The 1,389-nt window shown below is 53.5% G+C and carries 1 protein-coding gene; it reads left to right on the forward strand.

Features of this window, described 5'->3' with window-relative positions; genetic code table 11:
• The first annotated feature begins 217 nt into the window (after positions 1–217).
• Positions 218–1,303, forward strand: a complete 1,086-nt coding sequence (locus tag MPRO_RS21550) for an IS630 family transposase (protein ID WP_067298207.1) — start codon at positions 218–220, stop codon at positions 1,301–1,303.
• Positions 1,304–1,389: the final 86 nt, after the last annotated feature.

The raw sequence follows: 1,389 nt of genomic DNA on the forward strand, positions 1-1,389 counted from the left end.
ACTCAACCTACTGCGAGCCACCTGAGTTTGGCTGTTTTTTGTGCTGTTTTGCGTTAAATAGAACCACTATTCGCCTTAAAACACCGCAAAAACCCGCTCAAATCAGTCGGCTCTCGCTACGGCTAGCATTCTCGGGCAGCCTCCTAGTGTAGTGTTTCACTCTTGATAAATCTTAATATATCCTCAACTCAAATGCCTGGAAGGATCGATTTCACGTATGCGAGTTGCCATAGAAATTGTACTGACCGAAGAAGAACGGACTGAGTTGAACAAGCTGGTCCGCTCCAGTTGCACCAGTGTCAGATTGGCCCAGCGAGCACAGATTGTGCTGCTGGCGGCGACCGGAAAGTTGAACCGGGATATTGCCGCTCAGCTAGGCGTCACACGGGCTCTGGTTGGGCGTTGGCGCGACCGTTACGCTGAATCACGACTGGCGGGTATCGAACGCGACCTGCCACGTGGCGCGCCGCCGGTCAGGGTGGACGTGGCTCATTTGGTCGAACTCACCACGCAGAGTAAGCCCGAAGCCGCCACCCACTGGAGCACGCGCAAAATGGCCTCCAAACTGGGCGTCAGCCCGGCCAGCGTTTTCCGACACTGGCGTGCCAATGGCCTGAAACCCCACCTTGAGCGTAGCTTCAAAGTCTCGCGCGATCCGAAGTTTGTCGAAAAGCTTGAAGACATTGTTGGGCTATACCTGTCGCCGCCGGAACACGCGCTGGTGTTGTGTTGCGACGAAAAAAGTCAGATACAGGCGCTGGACCGCACTCAGCCCGGGTTGCCGCTGAAGAAGGGCCGCGCGGAAACGATGACGCACGATTACAAGCGTAATGGTACGACCACCCTGTTTGCCGCACTAAACGTGCTCGACGGCAAGGTCATCGCTCAATGCCAGCAGCGTCACCGCCACATTGAGTGGCTAAAGTTTCTGCGCCAAATCGACCGCGAGACCCCGAAGGACAAGGTGTTGCATCTGATTGTCGACAACTACGCCACGCACAAGCACCCCAACGTACAGAAGTGGCTGGCCAAACATCCACGCTTCGTCATGCACTTCACTCCCACCTCTGCCTCTTGGCTGAACATGGTCGAACGCTTCTTTCGTGATATCACGACTGAACGACTAAAGCGCGGGGTATTTACCAGCGTACCCGAACTGATTGGCACTATCGACGAGTACATTGCGCATCACAACACCAATCCAAAGCCATTTATCTGGACGAAAAGTGCCCGCGATATCCTGGAAAAAGTCATTCGTGCCAATAACCACTTAAGCTCTAAACAGAATGAAACACTACACTAGTATAGCGTTCTGTAGAAAAATTACAGATTGCTGCTGGCAAGGCTTGGCAAGGGATCTGTCTCTTATAAAAATTGCCGAGCCCACGA

The organism is Marinobacterium profundum, assembly GCF_001528745.1.
GTDB lineage: Bacteria > Pseudomonadota > Gammaproteobacteria > Pseudomonadales > Balneatricaceae > Marinobacterium_A > Marinobacterium_A profundum.